This window comes from Streptomyces zingiberis (assembly GCF_012034935.1).
Taxonomy (GTDB): domain Bacteria; phylum Actinomycetota; class Actinomycetes; order Streptomycetales; family Streptomycetaceae; genus Streptomyces; species Streptomyces zingiberis.
In genome coordinates this window covers 114,351-140,829 of record NZ_JAATEN010000012.1, presented here as the reverse complement: position 1 = coordinate 140,829, position 26,479 = coordinate 114,351, and the positions used below count along the sequence as shown (strand labels likewise).

20 protein-coding genes are annotated in these 26,479 nt (G+C 73.6%); 14 read left to right on the top strand and 6 right to left on the bottom strand.

What is annotated here, in order from left to right; genetic code table 11:
- Window positions 1-529: 529 nt before the first annotated feature.
- The gene (gene uvrA / locus HCK00_RS16930) at window positions 530-3,439 is read left to right on the top strand and encodes an excinuclease ABC subunit UvrA (RefSeq protein ID WP_168102802.1); all 2,910 of its coding nucleotides are present in this window, start codon (window positions 530-532) and stop codon (window positions 3,437-3,439) included.
- A gap of 89 nt (window positions 3,440-3,528) precedes the next feature.
- Here the strand turns inward: uvrA and HCK00_RS16925 are convergent, their stop codons facing one another.
- Window positions 3,529-4,482 (bottom strand): carbohydrate kinase family protein, encoded by a 954-nt coding sequence (locus HCK00_RS16925; protein WP_168102801.1) that lies wholly within the window; start codon window positions 4,480-4,482, stop codon window positions 3,529-3,531.
- A 316-nt stretch (window positions 4,483-4,798) separates the two neighbouring features.
- On the opposite strand from HCK00_RS16925, the gene HCK00_RS16920 reads away from it, so the two are divergent.
- From HCK00_RS16920 to HCK00_RS16860, 13 genes are all read left to right on the top strand, one after another.
- Window positions 4,799-5,236, top strand: coding sequence for a QcrA and Rieske domain-containing protein (locus HCK00_RS16920; protein WP_168102800.1), 438 nt, complete (start codon window positions 4,799-4,801; stop codon window positions 5,234-5,236).
- Window positions 5,237-5,487: 251 nt separating this feature from the next.
- The gene (gene uvrC, locus HCK00_RS16915) at window positions 5,488-7,653 is read left to right on the top strand and encodes an excinuclease ABC subunit UvrC (protein WP_168102799.1); all 2,166 of its coding nucleotides are present in this window, start codon (window positions 5,488-5,490) and stop codon (window positions 7,651-7,653) included.
- Window positions 7,653-8,582 carry an RNase adapter RapZ gene (gene rapZ / locus HCK00_RS16910; protein WP_168102798.1) on the top strand — a complete coding sequence of 310 codons (930 nt, stop codon included), beginning with the start codon at window positions 7,653-7,655 and terminating at the stop codon, window positions 8,580-8,582. Before uvrC ends, rapZ begins: the two co-directional genes overlap by 1 nt.
- A gap of 56 nt (window positions 8,583-8,638) precedes the next feature.
- Entirely contained in the window at window positions 8,639-9,658 is a 1,020-nt protein-coding gene (locus HCK00_RS16905) for a gluconeogenesis factor YvcK family protein (protein ID WP_168102842.1), read from the top strand.
- Window positions 9,649-10,659, top strand: coding sequence for a DNA-binding protein WhiA (gene whiA, locus HCK00_RS16900; RefSeq protein WP_168102797.1), 1,011 nt, complete (start codon window positions 9,649-9,651; stop codon window positions 10,657-10,659). The genes HCK00_RS16905 and whiA overlap by 10 nt, the downstream gene beginning before the upstream one ends.
- Window positions 10,660-10,989: 330 nt before the next feature.
- The gene (gene gap, locus HCK00_RS16895) at window positions 10,990-11,994 is read left to right on the top strand and encodes a type I glyceraldehyde-3-phosphate dehydrogenase (protein WP_168102796.1); all 1,005 of its coding nucleotides are present in this window, start codon (window positions 10,990-10,992) and stop codon (window positions 11,992-11,994) included.
- A gap of 134 nt (window positions 11,995-12,128) precedes the next feature.
- On the top strand, window positions 12,129-13,331 hold the full coding sequence (locus HCK00_RS16890; protein ID WP_168102795.1) for a phosphoglycerate kinase: 1,203 nt from the start codon (window positions 12,129-12,131) through the stop codon (window positions 13,329-13,331).
- A 6-nt stretch (window positions 13,332-13,337) separates the two neighbouring features.
- Window positions 13,338-14,126, top strand: coding sequence for a triose-phosphate isomerase (gene tpiA / locus HCK00_RS16885; protein ID WP_168102794.1), 789 nt, complete (start codon window positions 13,338-13,340; stop codon window positions 14,124-14,126).
- A 186-nt stretch (window positions 14,127-14,312) separates the two neighbouring features.
- Window positions 14,313-14,543, top strand: coding sequence for a preprotein translocase subunit SecG (secG, locus tag HCK00_RS16880; RefSeq protein WP_168102793.1), 231 nt, complete (start codon window positions 14,313-14,315; stop codon window positions 14,541-14,543).
- A gap of 162 nt (window positions 14,544-14,705) precedes the next feature.
- Window positions 14,706-15,041, top strand: a complete 336-nt coding sequence (locus HCK00_RS16875; RefSeq protein ID WP_168102792.1) for an RNA polymerase-binding protein RbpA — start codon at window positions 14,706-14,708, stop codon at window positions 15,039-15,041.
- Between the two features lie 397 nt (window positions 15,042-15,438).
- The gene (locus HCK00_RS16870; RefSeq protein WP_168102791.1) at window positions 15,439-16,737 is read left to right on the top strand and encodes an MFS transporter; all 1,299 of its coding nucleotides are present in this window, start codon (window positions 15,439-15,441) and stop codon (window positions 16,735-16,737) included.
- Window positions 16,738-16,797: 60 nt separating this feature from the next.
- Entirely contained in the window at window positions 16,798-18,450 is a 1,653-nt protein-coding gene (pgi, locus tag HCK00_RS16865) for a glucose-6-phosphate isomerase (protein ID WP_168102841.1), read from the top strand.
- 226 nt (window positions 18,451-18,676) lie between these two features.
- Window positions 18,677-18,868 carry a hypothetical protein gene (locus tag HCK00_RS16860; protein WP_168102790.1) on the top strand — a complete coding sequence of 64 codons (192 nt, stop codon included), beginning with the start codon at window positions 18,677-18,679 and terminating at the stop codon, window positions 18,866-18,868.
- 305 nt (window positions 18,869-19,173) lie between these two features.
- On the opposite strand, the gene pgl is transcribed toward HCK00_RS16860, so the two are convergent.
- The 5 genes from pgl to tkt are packed head-to-tail and all read right to left on the bottom strand — an operon-like array spanning window position 19,174 to window position 26,077.
- Entirely contained in the window at window positions 19,174-20,058 is an 885-nt protein-coding gene (gene pgl, locus HCK00_RS16855) for a 6-phosphogluconolactonase (RefSeq protein ID WP_168102789.1), read from the bottom strand.
- Window positions 20,055-21,302 carry a glucose-6-phosphate dehydrogenase assembly protein OpcA gene (opcA, locus tag HCK00_RS16850; RefSeq protein WP_168102788.1) on the bottom strand — a complete coding sequence of 416 codons (1,248 nt, stop codon included), beginning with the start codon at window positions 21,300-21,302 and terminating at the stop codon, window positions 20,055-20,057. Before opcA ends, pgl begins: the two co-directional genes overlap by 4 nt.
- Window positions 21,299-22,822 carry a glucose-6-phosphate dehydrogenase gene (gene zwf, locus HCK00_RS16845; protein WP_168102787.1) on the bottom strand — a complete coding sequence of 508 codons (1,524 nt, stop codon included), beginning with the start codon at window positions 22,820-22,822 and terminating at the stop codon, window positions 21,299-21,301. The genes opcA and zwf overlap by 4 nt, the downstream gene beginning before the upstream one ends.
- 1 nt (window position 22,823) lies before the next feature.
- On the bottom strand, window positions 22,824-23,939 hold the full coding sequence (tal, locus tag HCK00_RS16840) for a transaldolase (RefSeq protein WP_168102786.1): 1,116 nt from the start codon (window positions 23,937-23,939) through the stop codon (window positions 22,824-22,826).
- A 38-nt stretch (window positions 23,940-23,977) separates the two neighbouring features.
- Window positions 23,978-26,077 carry a transketolase gene (tkt, locus tag HCK00_RS16835; protein ID WP_168102785.1) on the bottom strand — a complete coding sequence of 700 codons (2,100 nt, stop codon included), beginning with the start codon at window positions 26,075-26,077 and terminating at the stop codon, window positions 23,978-23,980.
- Between the last annotated feature and the right edge of the window lie 402 nt (window positions 26,078-26,479).

Below are 26,479 nucleotides of genomic sequence, written 5' to 3'. Positions count from 1 at the left end.
GAGGGGCCGGGCCTTCGGCGCTCCGGCCGGCCGCGGCACTCCCCGGCCCTCGGCCGGCGTGGCTCTCCGGCCGGCGTCCCGGTGCCGCGTCCGGTCCCGCCCCTCCTCCCGTTCCGCGGCGGCTCGCGGTCCGGTCCCGCCCGCCCCCTTCCGCGCCGCACCCGCCCACGCGCTTCCGCGCAACGGTCACGCCGGGTGCTCCGCCCCTCGCGTTCCGTACCGTCCGGGGCGGCGGCCGGAATCGGTTGTCGGACCCCGGCGTTATCGTCACGGAAGAGGGGGCGTGCCGCCGTGGTGGCGGCGGCGAGCCGGGCCGGGGGCCTGTGGCGGGCCTGGTGACGCCCGGAGAGCGGGGAAGACGGGGGAGCGGTGGCGGCGGAGAGGATGGAATCGAAAATACGTGCGATAAGCTCGGTGCCGGCCCGGAGACGTGTCCCGTAGCGCGGACACTGTCGCGGCGCGCCCCATACCCTGGGTCCGGGGCTCCGCACCGCCCCCCGTCCGGTTCTCAAGAAAGGTGCACCCCGGCGTGGCCGACCGTCTCATCGTCCGTGGCGCTCGCGAGCACAACCTCAAGAACGTCTCCCTCGACCTGCCCCGAGACTCCCTGATCGTCTTCACCGGGCTCTCGGGCTCGGGCAAGTCCTCCCTCGCGTTCGACACGATCTTCGCGGAGGGGCAGCGCCGCTACGTCGAGTCGCTCTCCTCCTACGCCCGGCAGTTCCTCGGGCAGATGGACAAGCCCGACGTCGACTTCATCGAGGGTCTCTCGCCGGCGGTCTCCATCGACCAGAAGTCCACGTCGCGCAACCCCCGCTCCACGGTCGGCACCATCACCGAGGTCTACGACTACCTCCGGCTGCTCTTCGCCCGGATCGGCAAGCCGCACTGCCCGCAGTGCGGGCGCCCGATCAGCCGGCAGTCGCCGCAGGCCGTCGTCGACAAGGTGCTGCGGCTCCCCGAGGGCAGCCGTTTCCAGGTGCTCTCCCCGCTGGTGCGGGAGCGCAAGGGCGAGTTCGCGGATCTCTTCTCCGACCTGCAGACCAAGGGGTACAGCCGGGCCCGGGTGGACGGCGCGACGATCCAGCTCAGCGAACCGCCGAAGCTGAAGAAGCAGGAGAAGCACACCATCGAGGTGGTGATCGACCGCCTCACGGTCAAGCCCGGCGCCAAGCGGCGGCTGACGGACTCGGTCGAGACCGCGCTCGGGCTCTCCGGCGGCATGGTCGTGCTCGACTTCGTCGACCTCCCCGAGGACGATCCCGAGCGCGAGCGGATGTACTCCGAGCACCTGTACTGCCCCTACGACGACCTCTCCTTCGAGGAGCTGGAACCCCGTTCCTTCTCCTTCAACTCGCCCTTCGGCGCCTGTCCGGACTGCACGGGCATCGGCACCCGCATGGAGGTCGACCCGGAGCTGATCGTCCCGGACGAGGAGCGCTCCCTCGACGAGGGCGCCCTGCACCCCTGGTCGGCGGGGCACAACAAGGAGTACTTCGGCCGGCTGGTCAACGCCCTCGCCGAGGCCCTCGGCTTCCGTACCGACATCCCCTGGGCCGGGCTGCCGCAGCGGGCGAAGAAGGCGCTGCTCCACGGCCACCGCACCCGGATCGAGGTGCGCTACCGCAACCGCTACGGCCGGGAGCGGGCCTACACCACCGCCTTCGAGGGCGTGGTGCCCTACGTCCGCCGCCGCCACGGCGAGGCCGAGACGGACAGCAGCCGGGAGCGGTTCGAGGGCTACATGCGGCAGGTGCCCTGCCCGACCTGCCAGGGCGCCCGCCTCAAGCCGATCGTCCTGGCCGTCACCGTGCACGGCCGCTCCATCGCCGACGTCTCCGCCATGTCGATCAGCGACTGCGCGGAGTTCCTCCGCGAGCTGAAGCTCACCAGCCGCGAGAAGAAGATCGCCGAACGGGTGCTGAAGGAGGTCAACGAGCGGCTGCGCTTCCTGGTCGACGTCGGCCTGGACTACCTCTCCCTCAACCGGGCCGCGGGCACCCTCTCCGGTGGCGAGGCGCAGCGCATCCGGCTCGCCACCCAGATCGGCTCCGGGCTGGTCGGCGTGCTCTACGTGCTGGACGAGCCGTCCATCGGCCTCCACCAGCGCGACAACCACCGGCTGATCGAGACCCTCGTCCGGCTGCGTGACCTCGGCAACACCCTCATCGTCGTCGAGCACGACGAGGACACCATCCGCACCTCCGACTGGGTGGTGGACATCGGGCCCGGCGCCGGTGAGCACGGCGGCCGTGTGGTGCACAGCGGTCCGCTGGCGGAGCTGCTGGCCAACGAGGAGTCGATGACGGGCCGGTACCTCTCCGGCAAGCGGTCCATCCCCGTCCCGGACGCGCGCCGCGAGACCGACCCCGACCGGCAGCTCGTGGTGCACGGTGCCCGGGAGCACAACCTCCGGGACATCGACGTGGCCTTCCCGCTGGGGGTGCTCACCGCCGTCACCGGCGTCTCCGGCTCCGGTAAGTCCACGCTGGTCAACGACATCCTCTACACCCACCTGGCGCGGGAGCTGAACGGCGCGCGCACGGTGCCCGGCCGCCACACGCGGGTCGCCGGGGACGGCCTCGTCGACAAGGTCGTCCATGTGGACCAGTCGCCCATCGGCCGCACCCCCCGCTCCAACCCGGCCACGTACACGGGCGTCTTCGACCATGTGCGCAGGCTCTTCGCGGAGACCACGGAGGCCAAGGTCCGCGGCTACCTGCCCGGCCGGTTCTCCTTCAACGTCAAGGGCGGGCGCTGCGAGAACTGCTCGGGCGACGGCACCATCAAGATCGAGATGAACTTCCTGCCGGACGTCTACGTCCCCTGCGAGGTGTGCCACGGCGCGCGCTACAACCGGGAGACGCTGGAGGTCCACTACAAGGGGAAGTCGATCGCCGAGGTGCTCGACATGCCGATCGAGGAGGCGCTGGACTTCTTCGAGGCCGTCCCGGCCATCGCCCGCCATCTGCGCACGCTCGACGAGGTGGGGCTGGGCTACGTCCGCCTCGGCCAGCCTGCGCCGACCCTCTCCGGCGGCGAGGCGCAGCGGGTGAAGCTCTCCAGCGAGCTGCAGAAGCGCTCCACCGGCCGCACCGTCTACGTCCTCGACGAGCCCACCACCGGGCTGCACTTCGAGGACATCAGCAAGCTGATCTCGGTGCTGTCGGGGCTGGTCGACAAGGGCAACACGGTGATCGTCATCGAGCACAACCTCGATGTGATCAAGACCGCGGACTGGCTCGTCGACATGGGGCCCGAGGGCGGTGACGGCGGGGGCCTGGTGGTCGCCGAGGGCACCCCCGAGCAGGTCGCCGCGGAACCCGCCAGCCACACGGGGAAGTTCCTGCGGGACATCCTCGGCCCGGTGAGCGACGCCCCCGCGCCCGCCGTCCGCAAGCGCTCCGGCGGCCGCCGGAAGGCCGCGGTGCGCGGCTGACGTGCCGGCGGCCGCCGCCACCGGTGCGCGAACCCTCCGCGCCCGGCCCCTTCACCGGTTCATCGGTGAGAGGGCCGGGCACGGACGGGTCACCGCGGGGCCGCCGCCAGCTCCGCCGCGTACGGGGGCCGGGCACCGGCCCGGGAGCAGGTCAGCGCCGCCGCCCGGGCCGCGAACGCCAGGACGTCCCGCCAGGCGCCCGGGGTGAGGCTCCCCGGCGCCCCCGGCGCGAGCGCCCCGTGCTCACCCAGCCGGTGCAGCAGCGCTGCGGTCACGGTGTCCCCGGCCCCGATGGTGTCGACCACCCGCACCGGCTCGGCCTCCACCGAGACCTCGCCGTCCCGGGTCAGCACCGTCAGGCCCTCGCCGCCCCGGGTGAGCACCACGGCCTCCGGCCCCTCCGCCAGCCAGTCGGACGGGGTGCCGCCCAGCCAGGCGGCGTCCTCCGCGGAGAGCTTCAGCACCCCCACCGAGGGCAGCCAGGAGCGGAACCGTTCCCGGTAGGCGTCGTGGTCCGGGATCAGCCCGGGGCGGATGTTGGGGTCGAGCGCGGTCAGCACGCCCCGGCCGGCCTCCCGCCGCAGCAGCGCCTCGTACGCGGTCGCGCCGGGCTCCAGCACCAGCGAGCAGGTGCCCAGGGACACCGCGCGGGTGGTCTCCGGCAGCGCCTCGGGGAGGGTGAACAGACGGTCCGCGGTGCCTTCCGCGTAGAAGCGGTACCCGGCGGAGCCGTCCTCGCCGACCTCGGCGACGGCCAGCGTGGTGGGCTCCGCCCCCCGCTGCACCAGTGAGGTGTCCACCCCGTCGGCTCCCAGCGCGCGCAGCAGCGCCCCGCCGAAACGGTCCTCCGAGACCCGGGAGCAGAAGGTCACCGGCGAGCCGAGACGGCCGAGCGCCAGCGCGGTGTTGAACGGGCCGCCGCCGAGGGCGGGGAGCAGGGCGGGCAGGTCGTCCCCGGGGGCCGCGGGGGCTGCCTGGGTTGCAGGGACGGCGGGGACGGCGGGGACGAGGTCGATGAGGGCTTCACCGGCTACGACGATCATCGCATCATCCTGCCTCGTGGCGGGGGGAACCGTCCACGGGGGCGGGTCCCCTCCCGTCCCCGGCGGCCACCGGCAGGTCTGCCGCGCGGACCGCCGGGCGCGCCGGGAGCGGCGCACACCGGGGCGCGCACCCGGAGCGCACGCCCACGGCAGGCGCGCCGGGCCCGGGAGGGGCGGGCCGGTGGCGGCCCACCCCGCCGGTAGGCTTCAGGGAACGGCGCGGGTCCCCGCCCGGGACCGCGCACTCGCACGCCCGCCGCGCCTGTCGCGCCCGAGCGTCCGCCCGGGCCCGGCGCCGCCCAGCCCAGGGGGTTCCATGCCCAGCCGGCCCACCGCCTCCCGCCGCGTCCTGCTCCGGGGGGCCGCCCTCACCGGTGCCGGTGCCGCCCTCACCGCCTGTGGTGACGGCGGGCGCCGCAGCCCCGCGGGGGAGTCCACCTCCCCCGGACCGGTGGACCTCGGCCCGGCCGGGGAGGTGCCGGTCGGCGGGGCCCGGCTCTACCGGGAGCAGCGTGTACTGGTCAGCCGCCCCGCCCAGGACGAGTACCACGCGTTCAGCGCCGTCTGCACCCACAAGTTCTGCGTCCTCTCCCATGTCAAGGGCACCGACGCGGACTGCGCCTGCCACGGCAGCGCGTTCGACGCGGACACGGGCAAGGTGCTCCGCGGCCCCGCCACCCGCCCGCTGCCCGCCGTGCCGCTCACGGTGGAGCGGGGACGGCTGATCGTCGGCGAGGGCGCCGCGGGCGGCTGAGCCGGGCCCGCCCCTGCCCCGCCCCCTCCGGCTCGCCGGACCGGCCGTCGTTCCGGCTGCTCCGGCCCGCCCCGCCCCTGCCCGTTCCCCGGCCACCGCGTGCCGGCCGGCCCGCCGGGACGGCCGTGGCGGGCGGGCGGACGGCCCCCGCACATCACCCCGCGGCCCCCGTCCGGGCCCGGGCCGGGCGCGGCGCGCGACCGGCCCCGGAGGCGTCGGACCGTGTCCGACCACGCCAGTAGGGTGGTGCCATGGCAGACCCGAGCAGTTACCGTCCGGCACCGGGCCAGATCCCCGACTCGCCCGGCGTCTACCGATTCCGTGACGAGCACCGCCGGGTCATCTACGTCGGCAAGGCCAAGAGCCTCCGCCAGCGGCTCTCCTCCTACTTCCAGGACCTGGCGGGCCTCCACCCGCGCACCCGCACGATGGTCACCACGGCGGCCTCCGTCGAGTGGACGGTGGTCTCCACCGAGGTCGAGGCGCTGCAGCTCGAGTACTCCTGGATCAAGGAGTACGACCCCCGGTTCAACGTCAAGTACCGGGACGACAAGAGCTACCCCTCCCTCGCGGTCACCCTGGGCGAGGAGTACCCCCGGGTGCAGGTGATGCGCGGCCCCAAGCGGAAGGGCGTGCGGTACTTCGGCCCCTACGCCCACGCCTGGGCCATCCGTGAGACCGTCGACCTGCTGCTCCGCGTCTTCCCCGTGCGGACTTGCTCGGCGGGTGTCTTCAAGCGCTCCCGGCAGATCGGCCGCCCCTGTCTGCTCGGCTACATCGGCAAGTGCTCCGCCCCCTGCGTCGGCCGGGTCGACGCGGCCGAGCACCGCGCCCTCGCGGAGGACTTCTGCGACTTCATGGCCGGCCGCACCGGCACCTACCTCAGCCGGCTGGAGCGGCGGATGGGGGAGGCCGCCGAGGCGATGGAGTACGAGCGGGCCGCCCGCCTCCGCGACGACATCGGGGCGCTCCGCCGCGCCATGGAGAAGAACGCGGTGGTCCTCGCCGACGCCACCGACGCCGACCTGGTCGCCGTCGCGGAGGACGAGCTGGAGGCCGCCGTCCAGATCTTCCACGTGCGGGGCGGGCGCGTGCGCGGGCAGCGGGGCTGGGTCACCGACAAGGTGGAGGCCGTGGACACCGCCGGCCTCGTGGAGCACGCGCTACAGCAGCTCTACGGCGAGGAGAGCGGCGAGGGCGTCCCCCGGGAGGTTCTGGTGCCCGCCCTCCCCGACCCCGTCGCCCCGCTCGCCGACTGGCTCGCCGACCGCCGCGGCTCCCGTGTCGACCTGCGGATACCCCAGCGCGGCGACAAGAAGGACCTGATGGCCACGGTCCGGCGCAACGCCCAGCAGGCGCTCGTCCTGCACAAGACCCGGCGCGCCTCGGACCTCACCACCCGCTCCCGCGCCCTGGAGGAGATCGCCGAGTCGCTCGCACTGGACTCCGTGCCCCTGCGGATCGAGTGCTTCGACGTCTCCCACCTCCAGGGTGAGGACGTCGTCGCCTCGATGGTGGTCTTCGAGGACGGCCTCGCCCGCAAGAGCGAGTACCGCCGCTTCCAGATCAAGGGCTTCGCCGGCCAGGACGACGTGCGCGCCATGCACGAGGTCGTCGGCCGCCGCTTCCGCCGCTATCTGCGGGAGAAGATCAGGACCGGCGAGTGGGACGACGAGGCGGCGGCCGGCCCCGGCCTCCGCCCCGGTGACGGTGATGGTGACGGCGACGGCCGGGACGACGGGCGCGGCGCGGGGACGGCCGGGGAGGTGCCCTCCGCCGTGGCGGAGTCCCCGGGGCCCGGCCCGGACGGGCTGCCCGCGGCGCCGGACGGTGAACCCGGCGGCGACGGCCCCCGCGACCCCGAGACCGGCCGGGCCCGGCGCTTCGCCTACCCCCCGCAGCTCGTCGTGGTGGACGGCGGCCGGCCACAGGTCGCCGCGGCCCGCCGCGCGCTGGACGAGCTGGGGATCGACGACGTGGCGGTCTGCGGCCTGGCCAAGCGGCTGGAGGAGGTCTGGCTGCCCGGCGAGGAGGACCCGGTGGTGCTGTCCCGCACCAGCGAGGGCCTGTACCTCTTGCAGCGGATCCGGGACGAGGCGCACCGTTTCGCCATCGCGTATCAGCGCACTCGGCGGGGGAAGGCCCTGCGGGCCGGGCCGCTGGCCGAGGTGCCGGGGCTGGGCGAGACCCGCCGTACGGCGCTGCTCAAGCACTTCGGCTCGGTGCGGCGGCTGCGCGCCGCCACGGTCGACCAGCTCTGCGAGGTCCCCGGCGTGGGCCGCAAGACGGCCGAGCAGGTCGCGGCGGCGCTGGCCGCGACGGCGCCGTCACCGGCGGTCAACACAGCCACCGGGGAGATGATGGAAGAGGACGAGCCGGCGGTCACTTCGCCGCCGGGGAGACGGGGGCAGGCGTGATGAGCGGACACGAGGGAGACGGAACTCAGGTGGGTACGGGCGCGACGGTGGAACCGGCCGACACGGCCGCCATCCCCGAGCTGGTCATCATCTCCGGCATGTCCGGAGCCGGCCGCAGTACCGCGGCGAAGTGCCTGGAGGACCTCGGCTGGTTCGTGGTGGACAACCTCCCGCCGGCGCTGATCCCCACGATGGTGGACCTCGGGGCCCGCTCACAGGGGAACGTCGCCCGCATCGCCGTCGTCGTGGACGTCCGCGGCCGGGGCTTCTTCGACAGCCTCCGCCAGTCGCTGGCGGACCTCGACGCCAAGAGCGTCAGACGGCGGGTGATCTTCCTGGAGGCTTCGGACGACGCCCTCGTCCGCCGGTTCGAGTCGGTCCGCCGGCCGCACCCCCTCCAGGGATCGGGCCGCATCGTGGACGGCATCGCGGCCGAACGGGATCTGCTGCGCGAGCTGCGCGGCGACGCCGATCTGGTGATCGACACCTCCGGCCTCAACGTCCACGAGCTGCGCGCCAAGATGGACGCCCAGTTCGCGGGCGGCGAGGAGCCGGAGCTGCGGGCCACCGTCATGTCCTTCGGTTACAAGTACGGTCTCCCCGTCGACGCGGACCTGGTCGTCGACTGCCGCTTCCTGCCCAATCCGCACTGGGTGCCGGAGCTGCGCCCCTTCACCGGCCTCAACGAGGAGGTGTCGGGCTACGTCTTCAACCAGCCGGGGGCCAAGGAGTTCCTCGACCGCTACACCGAACTCCTCCAGCTCATCGCCGCGGGCTACCGCCGCGAGGGCAAGCGCTATGTGACCGTCGCCGTCGGCTGCACCGGCGGCAAGCACCGCTCGGTCGCCATGTCGGAGAAGCTCGCCGCCCGCCTGGCCGACGCCGGGGTGGAGACCGTGGTGGTCCACCGGGACATGGGGCGCGAGTGAAAGGGCGGCGGCAGCCGGCCGGCGCCTCCCGGCTGGGCGGCCGGGTCCGCGGGCTGATGCCGGAGCGCACCGGCCCGGCTCCCGTCCGCGGTGGGGCGCCCCGGCGCCGCGGCACCAACCCGAAGGTCGTGGCGCTCGGCGGCGGGCACGGCCTGGCCGCCTCGCTCGCCGCGCTGCGCCGGATCACCGGTGACCTCACGGCCGTGGTCACCGTCGCCGACGACGGCGGCTCCAGCGGCCGGCTCCGCGAGGAACTGGGCGTGCTGCCCCCCGGCGACCTGCGGAAGGCGCTGGCCGCGCTCTGCGGGGACGACGAGTGGGGCCGCACCTGGGCGCGGGTCGCCCAGCACCGGTTCACCAGTGAGGGTGAACTGCACGGTCACGCCGTGGGCAATCTGCTCATCGTCGCCCTGTGGGAGCAGCTCGGCGACCACGTCCAGGCGCTGGAGTGGGTCGGCCGGCTGCTGGGGGCGCACGGCCGGGTGCTGCCCATGTCGGCGGTGCCCCTGGAGTTGCAGGCCCTGGTGCGCGGTCACGACCCGGCGCGCCCCGGCGAGGTGGTGACGGTGCGCGGTCAGGCCACCGTCGCGCTCACCCCCGGCGAGGTGCAGTCCGTGCACCTCGTGCCGAACGACCCGCCGGCCGTTCCGGAGGCGGTGGAGGCGGTGCTGGACGCCGACTGGGTGGTGCTCGGTCCCGGTTCCTGGTTCTCCTCCGTCATCCCCCATCTGCTGGTGCCGGAGTTGCTGGAGGCGCTGACGGAGACGAAGGCGCGCCGGGTGCTCGCGCTGAACCTCGCGCCGCAGCCCGGGGAGACCGATGGTTTCTCCCCGCAGCGTCATTTGGAGGTTTTGGCCCGACACGCCCCTAAACTCGCCTTCGACGTGGTGCTGGCCGACGAGGCCGCCGTACCCGACCGGGACTCCCTCACCGAGGCCGCCGAGCGGCTCGGCGGAACGGTCGAACTGGCGCCGGTGGCCACGCCGGACGGCTCGGCACGGCACGACCCCGAGCTGCTGGCCGCCGCGTACGACCGGATTTTCAGGATGCACGGAAGGATCGGCCCATGGCGATGACGGCAGCGGTGAAGGATGAAATCTCCCGGCTCCCCGTCACCCGGACCTGCTGCCGGAAGTCGGAGGTCTCCTCCACCCTGCGGTTCGCGGGCGGCCTGCACCTGGTCAGCGGACGGATCGTGATCGAGGCGGAGCTGGACACGGGGATCGCGGCGCGCCGGCTCCGCAAGGACATCCTGGAGATCTTCGGCCACGCCTCCGACCTGGTGGTCATGGCCCCGGGCGGGCTCCGCCGGGGCAGCCGTTACGTCGTCCGGGTGGTGGCGGGCGGTGACCAACTGGCCCGGCAGACCGGGCTGGTCGACGGCCGCGGGCGCCCGGTCCGCGGACTGCCGCCGCAGGTCGTCTCCGGGGCCACCTGTGACGCCGAGGCCGCCTGGCGCGGCGCCTTCCTGGCGCACGGATCCCTCACCGAGCCCGGCCGCTCCTCCTCCCTGGAGGTGACCTGTCCCGGCCCGGAGGCGGCGCTCGCCCTGGTCGGCGCGGCGCGCCGGCTGTCCATCGGCGCCAAGGCCCGCGAGGTGCGCGGGGTTGACCGGGTCGTGGTCCGTGACGGTGATGCCATCGGCGCTCTGCTGACGCGGCTCGGCGCCCACGAGTCGGTGCTGGCCTGGGAGGAACGGCGGATGCGGCGGGAGGTCCGGGCCACCGCCAACCGCCTGGCCAACTTCGACGACGCCAACCTGCGCCGCTCCGCGCGCGCCGCGGTCGCGGCCGGCGCCCGGGTGCAGCGGGCGCTGGAGATCCTCGCCGAGGACGTGCCGGAACACCTCGCCGCGGCGGGCCGGCTGCGCATGGAGCACAAGCAGGCCTCGCTGGAGGAGCTGGGCGCCCTGGCCGACCCGCCGCTGACGAAGGACGCGGTCGCCGGGCGGATCCGGCGGCTGCTGGCGATGGCCGACAAGCGCGCCCAGGACCTGGGCATCCCGGGCACCGAGGCCGGCCTCAGCGAGGACATGGCGGAGGACTTCCCCGGCGAGATGGCCGGCCAGCTCCACTGACCGGGCGGCGGGGCCCGGAAAGCCGACGGCCCGTCACGTTCCGTCAGCCGGCTGCCGCGGCGCGCGGCCCGCGGGCGCGCCCGCGCGCCCGTCCCGGGCCGCGCTCCACCGTGCCTCACCGCGCCCCACTGCGTTTTACTGCAGTCTTACCGCGTCTTACCGCGTCTTACGGGGCGCTCCGCCCCCTTCCCGTCCGCATGGCGGGACGGCGGCGGCAGGGCGGCGCCAATGTCACGTACGTCCTCTGTTAGGGGTAGGGTCGGAGAAGGTCGGGGACATCCCATACAGCTCGCCGGCGCGAAACCGGCGTACCAACGAGGAGATCGGTTCGTGACGATCCGCGTAGGCATCAACGGATTCGGCCGCATCGGCCGCAACTACTTCCGGGCCGTCCTGGAGCAGGGTGCGGACATCGAGATCGTCGGTGTCAACGACCTGACCGACAACGCCACCCTGGTGCACCTGCTGAAGTACGACTCCATCCTGGGCCGGCTGCGGGAAGAGGTCAGCCACACCGAGGACACCATCACCGTCGGCGGCAAGACGTTCAAGACGATGGCGGAGCGCGACCCGGCGAACCTGCCGTGGGGCGAGCTCGGCGCCGACATCGTCATCGAGTCGACCGGCATCTTCACCAAGCGCGACGACGCCGCCAAGCACCTCGCGGCCGGCGCCAGGAAGGTCCTCATCTCCGCGCCCGCGAAGAACGAGGACATCACCATCGTGATGGGCGTCAACCAGGACACGTACGACGCCGCTCAGCACGACGTCATCTCCAACGCCTCCTGCACCACCAACTGCGTGGCGCCGATGGCCAAGGTGCTCGACGAGGCGTTCGGCATCGCCAAGGGCATGATGACGACCGTCCACGCCTACACCAACGACCAGCGCATCCTCGACTTCCCGCACAAGGACCTGCGCCGCGCCCGCGCCGCCGCGGAGAACATCATCCCGACCTCCACCGGCGCCGCGAAGGCCACCGCCCTGGTCCTGCCGCAGCTCAAGGGCAAGCTGGACGGCATCGCCATGCGCGTGCCCGTCCCGACCGGCTCGGTCACCGACCTCGTCCTGGAGCTCGACCGCGAGGTCACCCGCGACGAGGTCAACGCCGCCTTCCAGAAGGCCGCCGAGGGCCAGCTCAAGGGCATCCTGGAGTACACCGAGGACCCGATCGTCTCCACGGACATCGTCAACACCCCGCCGTCCTGCACCTTCGACTCCCTGCTCACCATGGCGCAGGGCAAGCAGGTCAAGGTCGTCGGCTGGTACGACAACGAGTGGGGCTACTCCAACCGTCTGGTGGACCTGACCACCTTCGTCGGCGGCAAGCTCTGACCGGCCGACCGGACCGCCCGGCAGCCTGAGGCGGCAGGGCCCGCGCACGCCGCGGGCCCTGCCGCCTCGGCAAGCCACCGGCACCGGAACCGACCGCTCAGCAGACGGCCAACGGCTCAGCAAGGAGTCCCACCGTGAAGACGATCGACGACCTCCCGGCGGCGGGGAAGCGGGTCTTCGTCCGCGCCGACCTCAACGTCCCGCTCGACGGCTCCACCATCACCGACGACGGCCGGATCCGCGCCGTCCTCCCGACGATCAGGAAGCTCGCCGAGGTGGGCGCCAAGGTGATCGTCGCCTCGCACCTGGGCCGCCCCAAGGGCGCCCCGGACCCGAAGTTCTCCCTCGCCCCCGTGGCGGCCCGCCTCGGTGAGCTGCTCGGCCGTGACGTGGTGTTCGCGGCGGACACCGTGGGCGACGGCGCCCGGGCCGCCGTGGCCGGCCTCGCCGGCGGCCAGGTCGCGCTGCTGGAGAACCTGCGCTTCAACCCCGGCGAGACCAGCAAGGACGACGCCGAGCGCGGCGCGTTCGCCGACGAGCTGGCCACCCTCGCCGACCTCTACGTCGGGGACGGCTTCGGCGCCGTCCACCGCAAACACGCCTCCGTCTACGACCTCCCGGCGCGCCTGCCGCACGCCGCGGGCGGCCTCATCACCACCGAGGTCGGCGTGTTGAAGCGGCTCACGGAGGACGTCCGGCGGCCGTACGCCGTGGTCCTCGGCGGCGCCAAGGTCTCCGACAAGCTCGGCGTCATCGGCCATCTGCTGGAGAAGGCCGACCGCATCCTTGTCGGCGGCGGCATGGCCTACACCTTCCTCAAGGCGCAGGGCCACGAGGTCGGCGGCTCGCTGCTGCAGGAGGACCAGCTCCCGGCGGTCCGCGAGTACCTGGCCCGGGCCGAGGAGCGCGGGGTGGAGTTCGTGCTCCCCGTGGACGTGGTCGCCGCGACCGGCTTCCCGGACCTGGCCACCAAGGCCACGGCGGACCCGGTGGTGGTCGGCGCCGAGGCCATCCCGGCCGATCTGCAGGGTCTGGACCTCGGCCCGGAGACCCGCAAGCTGTTCGCCTCGAAACTCGCCGACGCGGCCACCGTCTTCTGGAACGGCCCCATGGGCGTCTTCGAGCACCCCGAGTTCGCCGAGGGCACCCGGGCCGTCGCCCAGGCGCTGGTCGACAGCCCGGCCTTCTCCGTCGTCGGCGGCGGGGACTCGGCCGCCGCCGTCCGGCAGCTCGGTTTCGACGAGAACGCGTTCGGCCACATCTCGACCGGTGGTGGCGCCAGCCTCGAATACCTCGAGGGCAAGACGCTCCCCGGCCTCGCCGCACTGGAGGACTGACCCCGTATGACCGCTCCCGCCCACGGCCGCACCCCGCTGATGGCGGGCAACTGGAAGATGAACCTCAACCACCTCGAGGCCATCGCGCACGTCCAGAAGCTCGCCTTCGCCCTGGCCGACAAGGACTACGACGCCGTCGAGGTCGCCGTCCTCCCCCCGTTCACCGATCTCCGCTCGGTGCAGACGCTGGTCGACGGCGACCGGCTGCGGATCGCCTACGGTGCCCAGGACCTCTCGGCGCACGACGGCGGCGCCTACACCGGGGAGATCTCCGGGGCGATGCTGGCCAAGCTGAAGTGCTCCTACGTCACCGTGGGCCACTCCGAGCGCCGCCAGTACCACCACGAGACCGACGAAGTGGTCGCCTCCAAGGTCAAGGCCGCCTTCCGGCACGGCCTCACCCCGATCCTCTGCGTCGGCGAGGGACTGGAGGTCCGGAAGGCGGGCGAGCAGGTCGCCCACACCCTGGCCCAGGTCGGCGCGGCCCTCGCGGACATCCCCGCCGAGCAGGCCGCCTCCGTCGTGATCGCTTATGAGCCGGTGTGGGCCATCGGCACCGGTGAGGTGGCCACCCCGGAGGACGCCCAGGAGGTGTGCGGCGCCATCCGCGGCCGGCTCGCCGAGCTGTACGACCAGGAGCTGGCCGACGGCGTCCGCATCCAGTACGGCGGCTCGGTGAAGTCCTCCAACGTCGCCGCGATCATGGCGCAGCCGGATGTCGACGGCGCCCTGATCGGCGGGGCCGCGCTGGACGCCGACGAGTTCGTCAAGATCGTCCGGTTCCGCGAGCAGTGAGCTGACCGCGGAGTGGGCCGGGGGGTGTGCTCCGGCGTACTCTGTCGGGGGCCGGAAGGCGGTCGGTCCGCCGCCCGGCCCCCGGCCCGGTGGGTCCGGCGCGGCGGGCAGCCGGCGCCGGCACCGCCCGGCCGCCGCAGCCGTTACAGCCGTCACAAGCCCGAGAGAGTTGGTCCAGCCGTGGTTATGGGGTTCTCGATCGCCCTGATCGTCTTCAGTTGCCTGCTGATGATGCTGGTGCTCATGCACAAGGGGAAGGGCGGCGGTCTGTCCGACATGTTCGGCGGCGGCATGCAGTCCTCCGTCGGCGGGTCCTCGGTGGCCGAGCGGAACCTGAACCGCATCACCGTCGTGGTCGGCCTGTTCTGGTTCGCCTGCATCGTCGCCCTCGGCGTGCTGATGAAGCTCGACAGCTGACACACCGTCGTCTCCGCGTCTTATCATGGACGTGCGTCCTCCAGGGGCTGGTTCGGTAACCACGGCCCCTGGACGCGCGTTGGGCCTTGCATAGACTGGGGCGCCCGGTAGCCGCACTGCCTACCGATGCTTCGCAGCACCATCACGCAGGGAGTTACGACCGTGGCAAGTGGCAACGCGATCCGTGGAAGCCGGGTCGGGGCGGGGCCGATGGGGGAGGCCGAGCGCGGCGAGTCCGCACCGCGCCTCCGGATCTCCTTCTGGTGCTCGAACGGGCACGAGACCCAGCCCAGCTTCGCCAGCGACGCACAGGTGCCGGACGTCTGGGACTGCCCGCGCTGCGGCTTCCCCGCCGGGCAGGACCGGGAGAACCCCCCGGACCCACCGCGCACCGAGCCCTACAAGACCCATCTCGCCTATGTGCGGGAACGGCGGAGCGACGCCGACGGCGAGGCGATCCTCGCCGAGGCGCTGGCCAAGCTCCGCGGCGAGATCTGAGACCGCGCGCGACCACACCTGACGACGGCCCGGCGGCCGGGAGACCCCCGGCGGCCGGGCCACACGCGTGCCCGGGGCGGGGCGCGGCCGGCAGCGGGGGCGTGCCCGGACCGCGGACCAGCCGCACCGCGGCCGTCGTCCGCACGCCCCGGGTCGCCGCGCCCGGACGCGCGCGCCGGGGTTCCCGTGTCCGCCCGCTCCACCGCCCCCTGCCCGTCCCGCGCTCCGCCCCTGTCGTCATGCGGTGCTCTCCGCCCTTGGCCGGCGCGTCCGCGTCCCCGCCCGTCTGAGGCCGGGGATCGGGAACCTTCCCGATCCCCGGTGTCGGTGCCTCCCGCTACGTTCCAGCCGGAGCGGCGGACGGCCGCCGCTCACCACGGCGAGGGGAAGCGCGGAGATGACGACGGACACGGGAAGCGGCGGGGCCGGGCCGGGACTGGAGACGGAGCCGGCCGGGGGTGCCGGGACCGGCCCGGTGGTTACTCCCTCCTGGCGCGGCGGGTTCGGGCGGCTGTGGTCGGCCGCCGTGCTCTCCCGGTTCGGCGACGCGCTGCGCGGGGCGGCGCTGCCCCTGCTCGCCGTCCGGCTCACGGACGATCCGCTGCTCGTCTCCCTGGTGACCGCCTGCGGGTATCTGCCCTGGCTGCTCTTCGGGCTGGTGGGCGGGGCCGTCGCGGACCGGGTGGACCAGCGCCGGGCGATGTGGGCGGTGGACGTGGCCCGGGCCGTGCTGATGGCGGCCTTCGCGGTGGCCGTGGTGGCCGACCGGGCCGCGATCGTCCTGCTGCTCGTCCTGGCCTTCGCGCTCACCACGCTCCAGACGCTCTTCGACAACGCCGCCACGGCCCTGCTGCCCACCGTCGTCCCGGGTCCGGCGCTCTCCTCGGCCAACGCCCGGCTGATGACCGGCCAGCAGCTCGCCGCGAGCTTCGCCGCCGCCCCGCTGGTCCCGGTGGTGCTGGCCCTGAACGCCGGGGCGCCCTACCTGCTCAACGCCCTGACCTACCTGGTGGCGGCGTTGCTCGTCGCCTCACTGCGGGCCCCCGTGAGCCGTCCGTCCCGGCCCGGCGGGCGAACCCTCCGCCGGGACATCGCCGAGGGGGTGGGCGCCCTGTGGCGGGACCGGGTCCTGCGGTCGCTCTGCCTCGGCGACGCCCTGGCCAGTGTGGGGATGGGCGCGCTGATCGCGATGCTCGTCGTCCACGTGACGGACTGGCTGGCGGCGGGGGAGTCCGGCTACGCCGCCGTGCTCACCGCCTACGGGGCCGGCAGCGTCGCCGGAGGGCTCGTCGCGGGGCGGGTCACCCGGTGGCTCGGCCAGGCCCGCGCCCTCGTCCTGCTGATGGTGGGGCAGATCGGCTGCCTGCTCGTGCTGGGTTCGGTGCGCCACCTCGCCGCCGCCGTCGTGGCACTGGGGATCTTCGGCGTCGCCGGGATGATCTGGAACGTCACCGAGGTGACGATGATGCAGCAGCGCAGCCCCGCCGGAATGCTCGGGCGGGTGAGCGCCGCCTCCCGCACGCTGTCCGCCGGCAGCGCCCCGCTGGGCGCCGTCCTGGGCGGCCTGGCCGCGGGCCTGTGGGGTCCCCACACACCCGTCCTGCTGACCGCGGCGCTCTTCCTCGCGGCGGTGCCGGTGCTGATACCGGCCCTTCGCGCCCCGGACACCGGGACGGCACCCCCCGCCGGCCCCTGATCCTTTAGGTTGGGTGGGCCAGTGGGGGCACGTACGAGAAGAAGTGGGTCGATGTCCGAGATGAACGCAGAAGGCCGCGGCCGCCTGAACCGCCTGCCCGAGTGGGCCGCCCTGGCCCGGCACCGCGAGGAGCTGGGGGAGACGCACCTCCGCGAGCTGTTCGAGAGCGACCCGGAGCGCGCCGGGCGCTACACCCTCGACGTCGGTGACCTGCGCCTGGACTACTCCAAGCAGCTGGTGACCGACGAGACGCTCGCGCTGCTGCGGGACCTCGCGGCGGCGGTGGACGTGGCCGGGCTGCGGGACGCCATGTTCCGCGGCGAGAAGATCAACAACACCGAGGGCCGCGCGGTGCTGCACACCGCGCTGCGCGCCCCGCACGACGCCGTGGTGGAGGTGGACGGGGAGAACGTCGTCCCCGCCGTGCACGCCGTCCTCGGCCGGATGGCCGTCTTCGCGGACAAGGTCCGCTCCGGGGAGTGGAGGGGCCACACCGGCAAGCCGGTCCGCGCCGTCGTCAACATCGGCATCGGCGGCTCCGACCTGGGACCGGCGATGGCCTACGAGGCGCTGCGCCCGTACTCCCAGCGGGAGCTGACGTTCCGGTTCGTCTCCAACGTCGACGGCGCCGACCTGCACGAGGCGCTCCGCGACCTGGACCCGGAGACGACGCTCTTCGTCGTCTCCTCCAAGACCTTCACCACCATCGAGACCATCACCAACGCCACCTCCGCCCGCGCCTGGCTGCTGGCCGGGCTCGGCGGTGACGAGGCGGCGGTGGCCCGGCACTTCGTCGCGGTGTCGACCAACGCCTCCGAGGTGCGGAAGTTCGGCATCGACCCGGAGAACATGTTCGAGTTCTGGGACTGGGTCGGGGGCCGTTACTCCTACGACTCGGCGATCGGTCTCTCCCTGATGACCGCGATCGGGCCGGACCACTTCCGCGAGATGCTGGCCGGCTTCCACCTCATGGACGAGCACTTCCGCACCGCGCCCCCGGAGCGGAACGCCCCGCTGCTGCTCGGCCTGCTCGGCGTCTGGTACGGCGGTTTCCACGGCGCCCGGTCGCACGCCGTCCTCCCGTACAGCCACTACCTCTCGCGGTTCACCGCCTACCTCCAGCAGCTCGACATGGAGTCCAACGGCAAGTCGGTGGACCGCGCGGGCCGCCCGGTCGACTGGAGCACCGGCCCCGTCGTCTGGGGCACGCCGGGCACCAACGGCCAGCACGCCTACTACCAGTTGCTGCACCAGGGGACCCAGCTGATCCCCGCCGACCTCCTCGGCTTCGCCCGCCCCGTGGACGAGCTGGACGACCGCACGGCCGGCCAGCACGACCTGCTGATGGCCAACCTGTTCGCGCAGGGCCAGGCCCTGGCCTTCGGCAAGACGGCCGAGGAGGTGGCGGGGGAGGGCGTTCAGGACGAGCAGGTGCCGCACCGCACCTTCCCCGGCAACCGCCCCACCACCACCATCCTCGCCACCGAGCTGAGCCCGTCGGTCCTCGGCCAGCTCGTGGCGCTGTACGAGCACAAGGTGTTCGTCCAGGGCGCCGTCTGGGACATCGACTCCTTCGACCAGTGGGGGGTGGAGCTGGGCAAGGTCCTGGCCAAGCGGGTGGAACCGGCGCTCACCGAGGGCGAGGCCGTCCCGGGCCTGGACGCCTCCACGGCCGCGCTGGTCACCCGCTACCGGGAGCTGCGCGGCCGCTGACAGCGAGGCGGGTTCCCCCCCGGTGGAGGGACGGACGGCCGCCGGCCGGGCCGCTCCCACCCCGGCCCACCGGAGTTCAGGGCCGGGGTGGGAGCGCGCTGGCAGCTCCGGGAGGTGGGAAGCCCCGGCCCGGCGGGCGCAGGACCGTCCGTCTCCCAGCGACAGTACCGTTCGCGTCCTGTAACAGGTGATCCGGAGACGCGGGGCGGTGGGCGAGACTGACGCCATGACGAACTGCGAGAAGTGCGGTGCGGACAAGCGCCGTTGGCCCCGTTCCTGCCCCCGGTGCCGTGCGGGGCGGCGCCGGGAGAAGGCGGCCGGCGGCGCCGCCGATCTGGCCCTGCCGGCCGGAGTCCTCGAGTGGCTCTGGCGGGGGGTCGCCGGAGCCGCCCGGGCGGTGCTGCGGGCGTTCACCTGACGCGGTGCGGCTCTGCCCGCGAGCCGCGCGCCCACCGGCCGCCACCTCGTCCGGTCCTCCTGCGGCCGGCCCCCGGATCGGCCGGCGCCTCCTGGCGGGGAACAGACGCCGGGGTCCCGTATGACGGAGTTCCGTACGCCGTCAGGATCCGCTCCCGGGCCGGGGTCACGCCACCGCGTGCGGGGCACGGGACGGCCCGGGAACGTACGCTCCGTACGTTCCCGGGCCGTCAGCCGTATCAGCCGTACCGGAGGGCTCCCCCGGTCCCGGAGCGGGTGCCTCCGCGCGGACCGGTGGCCCCGGCCTCAGCCGGAACCCGGCGGGGAGGCGGCCGCGTCCTCCGGGGCGGCCTCCTCCGCCGTCACCCCTTCCGGCAGCCGCGCCGCGGCCGCCCGGTCCAGCAGCCAGAGTGTCCGCTCCGTGCCCCGGGCACCCGCCGCGGGGACCTGGATCTCCCCGGTGGCGGTCAGGGCGCGCGCCACCGCCCCGGCCTTGTCCTCGCCCGCCGCCAGCAGCCACACCTCACGCGCCGCGCGGATCGCGGGCAGGGTCAGGGAGATCCGGACCGGCGGCGGCTTGGGGGCCCCGTGCACGCCGACCACCGTCCGCTCCGTCTCCCGCACGGCCGACAGCTCCGGGAAGAGCGAGGCCACATGGGTGTCCGGCCCGACGCCGAGCAGGAGCACGTCGAAGGCGGGGACGGCAGCGGGGCCGTGCTCGTCCGCCGCGCCGGCGGCCTCCGCCAGCTCCCGGGCGTACGCCTCGGCCGCACCGGCCACCGCGGCCTCCGTCCCGTCACCCCCGTCACCGGCCCCGCCGTCCGCGCCACCGCTCTCACCGGCGCCGTGCGGGCCGTCGGCGGCCGGCATGGGGTGCACCCGGGCCGGGTCCACGCCCACCGCGTCCAGCAGCGCCTCACGGGCCTGTACCTCGTTGCGGTCGGGATCGCCGCCCGGCAGGAAGCGCTCGTCGCCCCACCAGACGTCCAGCCGCGCCCAGTCCACCGCGTCCCGGTCCGGGGAGGCGGCGAGGGCGGCCAGCAGCGCGTTGCCGTTCCGCCCGCCGGTGAGCACCACCGAGGCCGTGCCGCGCGCCGTCTGCGCGTCCGCGAGCGCCCTGACCAGACGGGCCGCGGTGGCCCGCGCCATCAGCTCCGTGTCCCGGTGGACCAGGATTCTCGGGGCGGTCACGAGGCGGACCCCCCGCCGGTGTTCCGGCCGCCCCCGTCGGCGCCGGGGATCCGGTGCCGGGCGGCCTCCAGCTGCCGCGGGCCCGGTGCGGGGGAGGACTCGCCCTTCCCGCCGGGGGACGCCGACGGGCCCGGCGCCGGTGTCCCGGCCGCCCCGCCGCCCGGTGAGCCCGACGGTCCCGTCCGGGGCGGCGCGGGCCGGGGCGGTGCCGCCGCCTCGGCCTCCGCCTCCGGGGTCCGCGGGGCCCGGCCGGCCGCCGGTGCCCCGGTGGCCGGCCCGCTCCCCGAGCCGTTCTGGCGCTCGTCGGGCTGGATCGTCTGCTTGCCGAGCCGGCCCGCGCCGAACCGTACGGTGGCGGCGTACGCCTCGTCCGGGTCGAGCCGCCGCAGCTCCTCCGCGATCAGCTCGGAGGTCTCCCGGCGCTGCAGGGCCACATGGCGGTCCGGCTGGCCCGGTACGGACAGGGAGGCCAGCGAGCCGTCGGACCGGTGCAGCACGACCTCACCCTCGCCGGTCGACAGCCGGACGGCCGTCAGGCCCGGCCCCGCCGACACCTTCCGCGCCACCGGCACCCGCAGCCGCTCGGCCAGCCACAGCGCCAGCAGCTCGCTGCTGGGGTTGTAGGCCTCGCCCTCCACGACGGCCGATTCGACCGGCGCGTGCCGCTGGTCCAGGGCGGCGGCCAGCACGCTCCGCCACGGCGTGATCCGGGTCCACGCCAGGTCGGTGTCGCCCGGCGCGTAGGTCTCGGCCCGCAGCGCGAGCGTGGAAACCGGGTCCTCGGTGGCCGAGGCGTCCGTGATGCGGCGGGCGGCCAGCCGGCCCAGCAGGTCCTCGTTGGGGTGGGCGGGCGCGTCCTCCGGCCACCACACCACCACCGGGGTGTCCGGCAGCAGCAGCGGCAGCACCACCGAGTGCGCGTGGTTGGCCAGTTCGCCGTGGAGCCGCAGCAGCACCGTCTCGCTGGTGCCGGTCTCGCCGCCGACCCGCACCTCCGCGTCCAGGCGGGCCAGCTTGCGGTCGCGGGGTGAGCGCCCCGGCCGCTTGATGACCACGAGGATGCGCGAGGGGTGCTCCTGGGAGGCCTGGCTGGCCGACCTCAGCGCGTCGTAGTGGTTGCCCTCGTCGGTGACGATGACGAGGGTGAGCACCATGCCGACGGCGGGGGAGCCCGCCGCGCGGCGCGCCTTCACCAGCGCGGAGTTGATCTGGCTGGACGTGGTGTCGGTGAGATCGATGTTCATGGCCGGCGCCAGCTCCGTCCGTCTCGTGCGAGCATCTCGTCCGCCGCCCTGGGGCCCCAGGTGCCGGCGGTGTACTCCTCCGGCTTGCCGTGGGTGTCCCAGTACTCCTCGACGGGGTCGAGGATGCGCCAGGACTCCTCCACCTCCTGGTGGCGCGGGAAGAGGTTGGCGTCGCCCAGCAGCACGTCCAGCAGCAGCCGCTCGTACGCCTCCGGGCTGGAGGTGGTGAAGGACTCGCCGTAGGCGAAGTCCATCGTCACGTCGCGGATCTCCATCGAGGTGCCGGGCACCTTGGACCCGAAGCGGATCGTGACGCCCTCGTCCGGCTGCACCCGGACGACCAGGGCGTTCTGCCCCAGCTCCTGGGTGTCGGTGGTGTCGAACGGGGAGTACGGCGCGCGCTGGAAGACGACCGCGATCTCCGTGACCCGGCGGCCCAGCCGCTTGCCGGTGCGCAGGTAGAACGGCACCCCGGCCCAGCGGCGGTTGTCGACGGACAGCTTGATGGCGGCGTAGGTGTCGGTGCGCGAGTCGGAGCTGATGCCCTCCTCCTCGCAGTAGCCGAGCACCTCCTCGCCGCCCTGCCAGCCATGGGTGTACTGGCCGCGGACGGTGTGGCGGCCGAGGTCGCCGGGGAGCTGGACGGCCTTGAGGACCTTCAGCTTCTCGGTGACCAGCGCCTTGGCGTCGAAGGAGGAGGGCTCCTCCATCGCGGTCAGCGCCAGCAGCTGGAGCAGGTGGTTCTGGATGACGTCGCGGGCGGCGCCGATGCCGTCGTAGTAGCCGGCCCGGCCGCCGATGCCGATGTCCTCCGCCATCGTGATCTGGACGTGGTCCACATAGCTGCGGTTCCAGATCGGTTCGAACATGGTGTTGGCGAAGCGCAGCGCCAGGATGTTCTGGACCGTCTCCTTGCCCAGGTAGTGGTCGATCCGGAAGACGTCCGCGGGGCGGAACACCTGGTGGATGACGCTGTTGAGTTCCTGGGCGCTCTTCAGGTCGTGACCGAAGGGCTTCTCGATGACGGCCCGCCGCCAGGAGTCGCCCTCGCCTTCCGAGAGCCCGTGCTCCTTGAGCTGGCGGACCACGGTGGGGAAGAACTTCGGCGGCACCGAGAGGTAGAAGGCGAAGTTGCCGCCCGTGCCGCGGGCCTTGTCGAGTTCGTTGATGGTGGACTTCAGCTTGCGGAAGGCCTCGTCGTCGTCGAAGGTGCCCGGCACGAACCGGAAGCCCTGGCTCAGCTGCTGCCAGACCTCCTCCCGGAACGGGGTGCGGGCGTTCTCCTTCACCGCGTCGTGCACGACCTGGCAGAAGTCCTGGTCCTCCCAGTCCCGGCGGGCGAAGCCCACCAGGGAGAAGCCCGGCGGCAGCAGACCGCGGTTGGCCAGGTCGTAGACGGCGGGCATCAGCTTCTTGCGGGACAGGTCCCCGGTGACGCCGAAGATGACCAGACCGGACGGCCCCGCGATCCGCGGGAGCCGCCGGTCCGATGCGTCACGCAGCGGATTGCTGCTGCTCACGTCACGCCTCCGGAGCGAGTCGCTTCAACTCGGCCTCGGTGGACTCAAGGAGGTCGGTCCAGGACTTCTCGAACTTCTCCACCCCCTCCTCCTCCAGCAGCCGGACCACCTCGTCGTAGGAGATGCCGAGCTCCGCCAGCGCGTCGAGGTCCTTACGGGCCTGCTCGTAGCCGCCGCGCACCGTGTCACCGGTGATCTCGCCGTGCTCGGCCACCGCCTCCAGGGTGGTGCCGGGCATGGTGTTGACGGTGCCGGGGGCGACCAGCTCGTCCACGTAGAGGGTGTCCTTGTACGCCTTGTCCTTGACGCCGGTGGACGCCCACAGCGGGCGCTGCCGGTTGGCGCCCTGACGCTCCAGCGCGGCCCAGCGGTCGGAGCCGAACTCCTCCTCGTACGCCTGGTAGGCGAGGCGGGCGTTGGCGACGGCCGCCTTGCCGCGGAGCGCCGTGGCGGCCTCGGTGCCCTGGGAGTCCAGCCGCTTGTCGATCTCGGTGTCCACGCGGGAGACGAAGAAGGACGCCACCGAGTGGATCTTCGAGACGTCCAGCCCGGCCGCGCTCGCCTTCTCCAGCCCCGCCATGTAGGCGTCCATGACCAGCCGGTAGCGCTCCAGCGAGAAGATCAGCGTGACGTTGACGCTGATGCCGAGGGAGATGACCTCGGTGATCGCCGGGAGTCCGGCCTCGGTGGCCGGGATCTTGATGAAGGTGTTCGGCCGGTCCACCAGCCAGGCGAGCTGCTTGGCCTCGGCGACGGTGGCGTGGGTGTTGTGCGCCAGCCGCGGGTCCACCTCGATGGAGACCCGGCCGTCGCGGCCGTCCGTGGCGTCGAAGACCGGGCGCAGCACGTCGGCGGCGTCCCGGACGTCCGCCGTGGTGATCATGCGGACGGCCTCCTCCACGCTCACCCGCCGCACGGCGAGGTCCGAGAGCTGCTGCTCGTACCCCTCACCGGCGGAGATGGCCTTCTGGAAGATGGTCGGGTTGGTGGTGACCCCGACGAGGTGGCTGGTGTCCCGCAGCTCCGCGAGGGAGCCGGACGAGATGAACGTGCGGGACAGATCGTCCAGCCAGATCGCCACGCCCTCCTCGGAGAGGCGCTTGAGTGCGTCTGCCATATGAGTTGCAACTCCTCCTGATCCGTGTCCTACGGGCGTCAGCGACCCGCGGCTTCGAGAGATTCCCGGGCGGCCGTCTCGACCGCCTCGGCGGTCAGCCCGAACTCCCGGAACAGCACCTTGTAGTCGGCGGACGCGCCGAAGTGCTCCAGCGAGACGACGCGGCCGGCGTCGCCCACGTACCGGTGCCAGGGCAGGGCGATCCCGGCCTCCACCGCCACCCGTGCCCGCACCGCCGGGGGCAGCACGCTGTCCCGGTACCCCTGGTCCTGCTCCTCGAACCACTCGGCGCACGGCATCGACACCACGCGGGCCGGGACGCCGGACGCCTGGAGCCGCTCACGGGCCTCCACGGCGAGCTGCACCTCCGAGCCGGTGGCGATCAGCACCACCCGGGGCTCCGTGGCACTGCCGGCGTTCCCGGGGTCCTCGGCGTCGAACAGCACGTAGCCACCCTTGGCCGCGTCGCCGTTCGCCGCGTACGTCGGGACGTTCTGCCGGGTCAGCGCCAGTCCGTGCGGGGCCGGCTTCGCCGTGTGACGGCGCGTGATCTCGCCCCAGGCCACCGAGGTCTCGTTGGCGTCGGCGGGGCGGACGACGTTGAGACCGGGGATGGCGCGCAGCGCGGCGAGCTGCTCCACCGGCTGGTGGGTCGGCCCGTCCTCGCCGAGGCCGATGGAGTCGTGCGTCCAGACGTAGGTGACGGGCAGCCCCATCAGCGCGGCGAGCCGGACGGCGGGGCGCATGTAGTCGGAGAAGACCAGGAACGTGCCGCCGTAGATCCGGGTTCCGCCGTGCAGCGCGATGCCGTTCATCACCGAGCCCATGGCGTGCTCGCGGATGCCGAAGTGCACCGTGCGGCCGTAGGGGTCGGCCTCCGGCAGCGGGTTCGAGGCGGGGAGGAACGAGGACGTGGGGTCGATCGTGGTGTTGTTCGAGCCGGCGAGGTCGGCGGAGCCGCCCCACAGCTCGGGGAGCACCCGGCCCAGCTCCTTGAGGACCGCGCCGGACGCCTTGCGGGTGGCGACCTCCTTGCCGGGCTCGAACACCGGCAGCGTCGTCTCCCACCCCTCCGGCAGCTCGCCGGCGGCGACCCGGTCGAACAGCGCGGCGCGCTCCGGGTTGCCGTCCCGCCACTCCTGCACCCGCTTGTCCCAGGCGGCGCGGGCCTCGCGGCCCCGGTCACCGGCGGCGCGGGCGTGCGCCAGCACCTCCGGGTCCTCGGGGAAGTGCGTGTCCGGGTCGAAGCCCAGCACCCGCTTGGTGGCGGCGACCTCCTCGGCGCCCAGCGCCGAGCCGTGCGAGGCCTCGGTGTTCTGGGCGTTGGGGGCCGGCCAGGCGATGATCGTACGGGCGGCGATGATCGACGGCCGCCGCGTCTCCTCCTGTGCCGCGCGGAAGGCCGCGTACAGCGCCTTGACGTCGAAGTCCCCGCCCGGGGACTGCTCGACGCGCTGGACGTGCCAGCCGTACGCCTCGTAGCGCTTCAGCACGTCCTCGGAGAGGGCCGTCGCGGTGTCGCCCTCGATGGAGATGTGGTTGTCGTCGTAGAGGGCGATCAGGTTGCCCAGCTCCTGGTGGCCCGCGAGCGAGGAGGCCTCGGCGGATACGCCCTCCTCCAGGTCACCGTCGGAGACGATCGCCCAGACGGTGTGGTCGAACGGGGAGGAGCCGGCGGCGGCGTCCGGGTCGAACAGCCCGCGCTCGTACCGCGCGGCCATCGCCATCCCCACGGCGTTGGCGATGCCCTGGCCGAGCGGGCCGGTGGTGGTCTCGACGCCGGCGGTGTGGCCGTACTCCGGGTGGCCCGGGGTCTTGGAGCCCCAGGTGCGGAAGGACTTGAGGTCGTCCAGCTCCAGGCCGTAACCGGCCAGGTAGAGCTGGATGTAGAGGGTCAGGCTGGTGTGTCCGGGAGAGAGGACGAAGCGGTCCCGGCCCGTCCAGTCCGGGGCGGACGGGTCGTGCCGCATCAGTTTCTGGAACAGGAGGTACGCGGCGGGCGCGAGGCTCATCGCCGTGCCGGGGTGGCCGTTCCCGACCTTCTGCACGGCATCCATGGCCAGGACGCGAGCGGTGTCGACCGCCCGCTGGTCCAGCTCTGTCCATTCGAGCTCGGTGGTCGTCGGCTGAGTGCTCACCCTGGGTCAGGGCTCCTCTCCACAAGGTCGCGGTGCCGGTGACTGGCTCACCGGGCGGTGTCGAGCCTATCTCGCACCCGTGTGCGTGGATTCGACCGTCCAGCAGCCGGAACGGCGCTCCACGACGGCATATGCGCATGTGGGAGCGGCCGGCGGCCGGGACGGACGACCCGCGCGGGCGGCCCTCCGGCCACCCCGGCGCCGCGTGATCGTGCCCGTCGGGCATGCATACGCGGCCCGGGCCCCCGCTGCTCAACACGGCTCCGGCCGCCGGCGGCCCCCCGGCGGCGGAAGCGCTCCGGGCGGCGTCTAGAGTGGCGTGGTACGGGCGAGTCGTCACCGGAGCCCCGGTACCTCCGACCCCGGTGAGCTCGCAGACCTCTCCGCGGCCCGGCCGCCGAT

Excerpts from the sequence above, each read along its gene's own strand:
- pgi (WP_168102841.1), top strand. The coding sequence starts at position 16,798 with ATGAACGCAGAAGGCCGCGGCCGCCTGAACCGCCTGCCCGAGTGGGCC.
- secG (WP_168102793.1), top strand. The coding sequence starts at position 14,313 with ATGGGGTTCTCGATCGCCCTGATCGTCTTCAGTTGCCTGCTGATGATG.
- HCK00_RS16870 (WP_168102791.1), top strand. The coding sequence starts at position 15,439 with ATGACGACGGACACGGGAAGCGGCGGGGCCGGGCCGGGACTGGAGACG.
- HCK00_RS16905 (WP_168102842.1), top strand. The coding sequence starts at position 8,639 with ATGCCGGAGCGCACCGGCCCGGCTCCCGTCCGCGGTGGGGCGCCCCGG.
- uvrC (WP_168102799.1), top strand. The coding sequence starts at position 5,488 with ATGGCAGACCCGAGCAGTTACCGTCCGGCACCGGGCCAGATCCCCGAC.
- rapZ (WP_168102798.1), top strand. The coding sequence starts at position 7,653 with ATGAGCGGACACGAGGGAGACGGAACTCAGGTGGGTACGGGCGCGACG.
- HCK00_RS16925 (WP_168102801.1), bottom strand. The coding sequence starts at position 4,482 with ATGATCGTCGTAGCCGGTGAAGCCCTCATCGACCTCGTCCCCGCCGTC.
- tpiA (WP_168102794.1), top strand. The coding sequence starts at position 13,338 with ATGACCGCTCCCGCCCACGGCCGCACCCCGCTGATGGCGGGCAACTGG.
- HCK00_RS16860 (WP_168102790.1), top strand. The coding sequence starts at position 18,677 with ATGACGAACTGCGAGAAGTGCGGTGCGGACAAGCGCCGTTGGCCCCGT.
- HCK00_RS16920 (WP_168102800.1), top strand. The coding sequence starts at position 4,799 with ATGCCCAGCCGGCCCACCGCCTCCCGCCGCGTCCTGCTCCGGGGGGCC.
- tal (WP_168102786.1), bottom strand. The coding sequence starts at position 23,939 with ATGGCAGACGCACTCAAGCGCCTCTCCGAGGAGGGCGTGGCGATCTGG.
- whiA (WP_168102797.1), top strand. The coding sequence starts at position 9,649 with ATGGCGATGACGGCAGCGGTGAAGGATGAAATCTCCCGGCTCCCCGTC.
- opcA (WP_168102788.1), bottom strand. The coding sequence starts at position 21,302 with ATGAACATCGATCTCACCGACACCACGTCCAGCCAGATCAACTCCGCG.